This window comes from Petrachloros mirabilis, from assembly GCF_975968855.1.
Genome location: NZ_CDLUDY010000148.1, coordinates 1 through 6,531 on the forward strand (window position 1 = coordinate 1; position 6,531 = coordinate 6,531).

Below are 6,531 nucleotides of genomic sequence, written 5' to 3' on the forward strand. Positions count from 1 at the left end.
CACCGGCCTCACTGACGATTCAGAAAGAGTGCGAGGTGTGTATGAATTCTATGCCCGGTTCGGTCCGATCAATGAGAAGGATATTCTCGAAATCGGACCAGGACAGGCGGTGGGGGTGCTAGAACGGGCATTGAAGGCCGGAGCCAGGAGCTGTACGGCTCTGGACGTCATTGATTATATTCCCGCTGCGAGGGCGAATGATCTATCGGTTGCCTATCGGATTTATAACGGCAAGACATTCCCGTTCGAGTCAAATCGATTCGATATGGTGTGGTCCTACACGGCTTTCGAGCACCTGCGATATCCGGCGATTACGGTAGAGGAATGTTTCAGGGTGTTACGGGGTGGTGGCCGGTTAGTTGCTCTCATCGATCTGGGGGACCATTCATGGTACGGGAAGTCAGATCCGGATCCGCTGAAGCTGTTCGATTGCCTTCGATATTCCGAGCCGCTATGGAATCTGATGCGGTGGAATCGAAGTTCTTATGTCAATCGTCTGAGGAAGTCCGATTGGACAAGATTGTTCGCATCCGCAGGCTTTCAGTTTCGACACGAGGAATCGCAAGTGAGCGAGGCGATCGCTCAGGCGCTACCTTCTCTTTGCTACCTGCACCGGTACCATCGCGAAGATGCTACGACTCACACTTTAGCGGTGTGCCTGGAGAAACCTTCAAATTCTGAACGGCGCTAGCTCGTCACCGCCCCCTCCGATGCCGAGGACACGTGTCGGGCGTACTTGGCCATGACGCCTATCGTATAGCGCGGCACCGGCTGTTTGACTTTCTTGAGTCTTGCCGTGATCTCCTTTTTCGACAGCTCGACGTTTAGTTGGCGTTTAGCGATATCGAAGACGATCATGTCCCCGTTCTTCACGGCCGCGATGGGACCGCCCCTCACGGCTTCGGGGGCCACGTGGCCGGCCATAAGGCCGTGTGTCGCACCGGAGAAACGTCCGTCGGTCAGCAAGGCGACCGAATCACCGAGGCCGGCACCGACAATCGCTGCTGTCACTCCCAACATTTCTCTCATGCCCGGGCCTCCAGAGGGCCCCTCATAGCGAATCACGACGACATCTCCCGCCTTGATTTGTCCCCCCTTAACTGAGACGAAGGCGTCTTCTTCACGGTCATAAACCTTCGCCGGCCCTCTAAAATGCATGATCGAATGGCCGGCTACTTTGACCACGCACCCTTCCGGCGCAAGATTGCCCTTCAAGATTACGAGTCCACCGGTCTTTTTAATCGGACTGGACAGTGGTCGAAGCACCTGTTGTCCAGGGGTTTCCGAAGCCGTCTCGGCCTCTTCCGCAATCGTTCGTCCGGTGACGGTGGGCTGATTACCGTGGAGTAATCCCGCATCGAGCAGCCGTTTCGCGACGAGCGTCGTCCCGCCGGCGGCATAGAGATCCGCCGCGGCAAAGCGGCCGCCTGGCTTCAGGTCGGCAAGTAATGGCACCCTGCGATTGATTTTATCGAAGTCATCGATGCTTAATTTGATGCCGGCCTCTCGTGCAATGGCGAGAAGATGCAGCACAGCATTCGTGGAGCCTCCTGTAGTAGCAACAGCTGCAATCGCGTTTTCAAGCGACTTGCGGGTAATAATCTGCCGTGGGCGGAGATTGTTCCTAAGCAGTTCCATCACTATCTTCCCGCACTCAAATGCGACATCATCTTTTCGCTTGTCCATGGCAAGGACACCGTTCCGCCCCATCGGCGAGATACCGAGGAACTCAAAAGCAATCGCCATGGTATTCGCGGTGAATTGTCCACCGCAGGCCCCGGGGCCTGGACAAGCATGGTCTTCGAGGTCTTTCAGTTCAGCGTTGGTCATCTTCCCGGAGGCATGTTTGCCGACCGCCTCGAAGACATCTTGAATCGTCACGTCATGACCTTGGAAGTGCCCGGGCATGATGGAACCGCCGTAGAGCATCAATGACGGCAAGTTCAGACGCGCGAGTGCCATCACGGTGCCGGGGATCGTCTTGTCACAGCCCGAAAGCGCAACGACGCCGTCGAAGAGATGTCCGCGAGCAACCAGTTCAATCGAATCGGCGATGACCTCTCGGCTGATCAACGAGGCTTTCATCCCTTCCGTGCCCATTGATATCCCGTCGGAGACGGCGATCGTGTTGTATTCGATGGGAGTGCCACCGGCTGCCCGGATACCGGCCTTGACCTGTTCCGACAGGCGCCGGAGATGGAAATTGCACGGCATCACTTCAATCCATGTATTCGCAACACCGATAATCGGGCGAGACAGGTCCTCATCGGTGAACCCTACGGCTTTTAACATGGCTCGTGCCGGGGCCCGCCCCGGACCAACGAGCAAATCGTGACTCTTCAGCTTGAGTTCCTTTGCCATAACGAGATTACTTTCCTTTCTTTCCCTCTTTCTTCTTTTCTTTTTCTTCCTTCTTCGCTTCCGTATCGATGACCGAGCCGGTCGCGGCATCGATGTGGACTTCCGTCGTCTTGCCGTCGGCCCCTACCACTTCCACTTCCCATACCGTCTTGCCGTGTTTTTTCTCGAGTTCAGCCTCGACTGCTGTCCCGGGAACTTTTTCGAGGGCGGTCTTGACCGCCTGATCGATCGTGACCTTGGCATCCTTGATCAGGTCGGCAGTCTTTCCTTCTTTGTCATCGCTCCAGGACGGCGTGCTGACGGCGAATACGAATCCCGCTATCGTAAGGGTTAGCGCAAGAATTTTCATGAAGACCTCCATGGTTGTGCATTGATCTTATTGAGCGGACATACTTCCCGGAGCAGAGGGTGGATTGCCGGAACCCTTATGAGGGCTGCTGCCCATGGGAGAACCGCCGTGCGGGCCTCCCGTTCCCCCGTGGGGAACACCATGGCCTGTTCCGCTCCCCCTGTGCTGCTGCATCATCTTTTCGTGGACGGACTTCTCTTTCCCGCGCTGCTCTGCAGTCAAGAGGCCAAGAACTTCCCGACGCGTTTTGATCGACGTCATTCGCAGCCCGACTTGCAGATCTCCACTCTGTTTGAGCTTTGCTTCGATGGCGCCTAAGTCGGATTTTTCATCGTCGATTAATGCCTTGAGTTCGCGTTCGGCGATTTGGATATCGGCCTCAGCCTTGATGCGTGCCTTGTCCAGATTCAACTGGATTTCCTTCAGTTTCGTCACTTGATCAGCCGTAAGACCGATATCCTTTTCGTGTTTCAGAAGGTGGCGGATCAGATGGCCGGCGCTGCTGTGCATCATGCCCATCCCATGGCCGGCCATCGCGCCGTGGCCGCTGCGTCGATGCCCGTCGTTTCCATATCCTGGTTCGTTGGCCCACGCACCGGAAAGACCGAGCAGTAGAGCAAAGGCAGTTGCGAGACTAAGTGTAAACGTCCGTCCAATTGCCGTCGTCATGCGTTCCTCCTTTGGAAGTAAAACTTCACCAGAATAGGTGATGATTATCGCATATACAAGCCACCGGCGCCCTTGAGACCTTCAAAGAGAAATTGAACGGCCAAGGCGGGAGGAGAAGCCCATGAATCGAGCAATGATCATTTCAGCCAGCGGGCTCGTCCGCTTGACTCCGGAGGCTCCCAGCGCCAGGACGATGTAGCTTGCCAGACCGCCGAGTGCAACGCAAGCCGACAGCAATGCACGGTACATCCATGAGATCGCTTATGCTGCGAGGAGGATCTCTCTCAAAATACCGCAGGGCGCGCATGCTCTGGAACAGCCAGCAGTGTGATAACGATGTCCTCTTTCATGGCACCTTCCGCGGTTCCTGTCTTAGCATATCCAATGAAACCAATAGCAGCACAACTGGTTAGGAACTTGAATGGCGGGAAGGAAAATACTCGAGAGCGAAAAGAGCCATCGGCCGATGAGGGCAAATCCGCCGAGAATGCCGACGAAGACCAGACGACTGTCCGTGCCATGCGAAGGCGCTAATCCAACGTACATTTATCAGTCATTACCAGGAAATCCCGCGTCGTAGCGATGAGATCAACGATCACGAAGCGTGAGCTGAACGCGAGGGCAGCACACTCAGTCGGGGCTATGCCGCTACCGTGTTCTTGTTTGGGCCATCAACTCTGCACGGGGATCTGGATGGCTGCCGCGGCTCAAGCGTTCATAGAGAAGTTGTTCCTCTTCCGTGGTTGCAGGAGGCATCACGATTTTCAAGATCAAAAACAAGTCGCCATGCCCTCCGGCGGCCGAAGGAAGCCCTTTGCCCTTGAGCCTCAATTTTCCATCAGATTTGCTGCCGGCCGGGACTTTCACGCGCACCGGCTCCGTCAAGGTTGGAGCCATGATTTCAGCACCGAGAGCAGCTTCCCATGGATAGACAGGCAAGGTCACATGGATATCGCTGCCTTGGCGTCTGAAGATCGGGTCTGGTTCGATTATGACATGGAGATAAAGATCGCCGCGCTTCCCGCCGTTAAATCCCGGTTGTCCCTTGCCCGCGACTCGAACTCGCGTGCCGTCTTGAACTCCCGCGGGGATTTTGACGTCGATCGTCCTGGGCTCGGAAACCATTCCGTTGCCGTAGCATGTCGGGCAGGCACGACCGCGATGGGCCCCGGTTCCCTGGCAGGTTGAGCAGGGTAAAGCTTCCCTGAGGCTTACTCGTTTTGTGACGCCCGTAAGGACCTCACGCAGATTCAGATTGACCTCAGCTTCAAGGTCGTCCCCAGGGCTAGAAAAACCTCGGCCTGTTCCGGTGCGCGTGCGTCCGCCGAATAGATCTTCAAATACGTCAGCGAAGGCTTCGCCGCCGAATCCACCGCCGGTCTGTTGCCAGCTGAATCCCTGGCCGCTGGCCTGCTGACGAGCTTTTTCATAGGCTTCGGCCTGTTCCCACTGCGAACCGTACCGGTCGTATTTCTTGCGTTTATCGGGATCGGAGAGGACTTCGTGTGCCTCGTTCAATTCCTTGAATTTCTTCTCCATCTCTGTTTTCTTAGCGCCCGAATGGAGATCAGGGTGGTACTGTCTGGCGAGGCGACGATAGGCCTTCTTGATGTCGTCCGCAGACGCGTTCCTCGCAACTCCGAGGATCTGGTAAAAGTCCCGTGCTGTTGTAGCCATATAATGAAAATAACCGCTTGCGGCAGAGAATCAAGCGCAGCTTACGGGGTCACTAAGGCCTTTGCAAGGGTAAGCAGGGACTCAAGAGGTCGTCGTTTTGGCTCGTACCATCAATTTGCAGTAGGAACAGACTTCCGCTGTGGTGGGTTGCTTGCAGACTGAGCAGGGATGGAGCATTGCCTGGTCTTTATCCATCATGTTTGACGGCGTGGACTGTCTCCTCGCCTGCCTTTCAAGGAACCTCCAATAGAAGGTTTGTTTCGTGCCTGGGGATTCCGTTTCGAGGCGGTTGAGCACTTCCTTATAGAGAAGCGTTCTTGCTCCTTGTGCCATCGGACATTCGTCAACGATGTAATCGATCTTATTCAAAACGCAATAGGCCGCCAGTTCTCGCTCCGTCAGACGAAAGAGAGGTTTTACTTTCTTTGCAAACCCCTCCACGGAGGCCGGAAGGCTCGGTCCTTGTTTGTCCAGATACTGGTCCTGCCAGTGCAGGACATTTCCAAGCAGCCGGGCTGCTTCATCATCCAGGTTATGGCCGGTTGCCATCACGTCATACTCGCCTTCGAGTGCGGCGCGATTGAACTGATAGCGCTTGATCGTGCCACACGTGGAGCAGGTCGGGCGGTGGACAAGCTGCGACAGTTCCTTGATGCCGGCCCCTTCTTCCTCTTCGACCGTGTGAACATGAAGTGTGGCCCCGAGCGGAGCCGCGATCGTTTCAGAGAATTTCCTGACCTTTTCGTAGGAACGTTGCGAATAGCCGCCGATGCCGAGATTCACATAGAGCGCGTCGGCCTTGTAACCCAACTTGAGAAGAATATCCCACAGGGCCAGACTGTCCTTCCCGCCAGACACGGCGACCAGAACCCTGTCGTCCTTGCCGAACATCTTCTGAGACCGGATGGCCTTGGCCGTCTGATCATGGACAAAGGTATTGAAACAGTTCTTGCAGAACGCTGCATGGTGGCGCGGGAGCTTGATCGCAGCTTTCGATTTGCATTTCGTACAATTCATTGAATGTCCATGACCTTGACGCTAGAGGCTAAGGGCAGGAGGACCGGAATGATTCCTCATGGCCCTTCGCCGCGTGCCTGGAACCTTTTGCCTGTGGCTCGCCGGAGCCGCCCGAGATCACCGGCCTGACTTCGATCTGATCCTTGTCGGAGATCATCTCATCCTCGGTCACGAGTTCGTCGCCACGGATCACCAAGTGGGCTTCAACGACGAGATTGAGCTCTCGCAAGACGTCTTTGGCGCGCTTGGGACCTTTGACTTCCACGCTCCGGTGAGGATGGCTGAGTTGGACTTGCATGATGCGATAATAGGCCCTGCGACAGGGAAGAGGCAAGCAGACGCTAAGCGCGCGCTTCTTCCTCTTGCCCGGGCCTATCTAGAGGTGCACCTCGCGCAAACATCTGGCCGATTCTTCCGGCGAGACAGGGTTGATGTAGAACCCAGTGCCCCATTCGAAG

8 protein-coding genes are annotated in these 6,531 nt (G+C 55.8%); 2 read left to right on the forward strand and 6 right to left on the reverse strand.

The annotated features are described in order from the left end of the window. Positions 1-691 (forward strand): class I SAM-dependent methyltransferase (locus ACWVCN_RS05940; RefSeq protein WP_455244628.1); only part of this gene is annotated, 691 nt, incomplete at its 5' end. Here ACWVCN_RS05940 and ilvD read toward each other — a convergent pair. The 6 genes from ilvD to ACWVCN_RS05970 all read right to left on the reverse strand — a co-directional run bounded on the left by ilvD (position 688) and on the right by ACWVCN_RS05970 (position 6,073). Continuing rightward, positions 688-2,361 (reverse strand): dihydroxy-acid dehydratase, encoded by a 1,674-nt coding sequence (gene ilvD / locus ACWVCN_RS05945; protein WP_455244629.1) that lies wholly within the window; start codon positions 2,359-2,361, stop codon positions 688-690. The two genes, ACWVCN_RS05940 and ilvD, sit on opposite strands and share 4 nt — an antisense overlap. A 7-nt stretch (positions 2,362-2,368) precedes the next feature. Continuing rightward, positions 2,369-2,710, reverse strand: coding sequence for a PepSY domain-containing protein (locus tag ACWVCN_RS05950; protein WP_455244630.1), 342 nt, complete (start codon positions 2,708-2,710; stop codon positions 2,369-2,371). Between the two features lie 27 nt (positions 2,711-2,737). Next, positions 2,738-3,379, reverse strand: a complete 642-nt coding sequence (locus tag ACWVCN_RS05955; RefSeq protein WP_455244631.1) for a Spy/CpxP family protein refolding chaperone — start codon at positions 3,377-3,379, stop codon at positions 2,738-2,740. Positions 3,380-3,460: 81 nt separating this feature from the next. Further along, positions 3,461-3,628 carry a hypothetical protein gene (locus tag ACWVCN_RS05960; protein ID WP_455244633.1) on the reverse strand — a complete coding sequence of 56 codons (168 nt, stop codon included), beginning with the start codon at positions 3,626-3,628 and terminating at the stop codon, positions 3,461-3,463. Between the two features lie 399 nt (positions 3,629-4,027). Continuing rightward, positions 4,028-5,056, reverse strand: coding sequence for a DnaJ C-terminal domain-containing protein (locus tag ACWVCN_RS05965; protein ID WP_455244634.1), 1,029 nt, complete (start codon positions 5,054-5,056; stop codon positions 4,028-4,030). Between the two features lie 81 nt (positions 5,057-5,137). Next, positions 5,138-6,073 carry an ATP-binding protein gene (locus ACWVCN_RS05970; RefSeq protein WP_455244635.1) on the reverse strand — a complete coding sequence of 312 codons (936 nt, stop codon included), beginning with the start codon at positions 6,071-6,073 and terminating at the stop codon, positions 5,138-5,140. A gap of 58 nt (positions 6,074-6,131) precedes the next feature. Here ACWVCN_RS05970 and ACWVCN_RS05975 point away from each other — a divergent pair. Beyond that, the coding region (locus ACWVCN_RS05975) for a hypothetical protein (protein WP_455244636.1) at positions 6,132-6,531 on the forward strand (400 nt) is incomplete at its 3' end.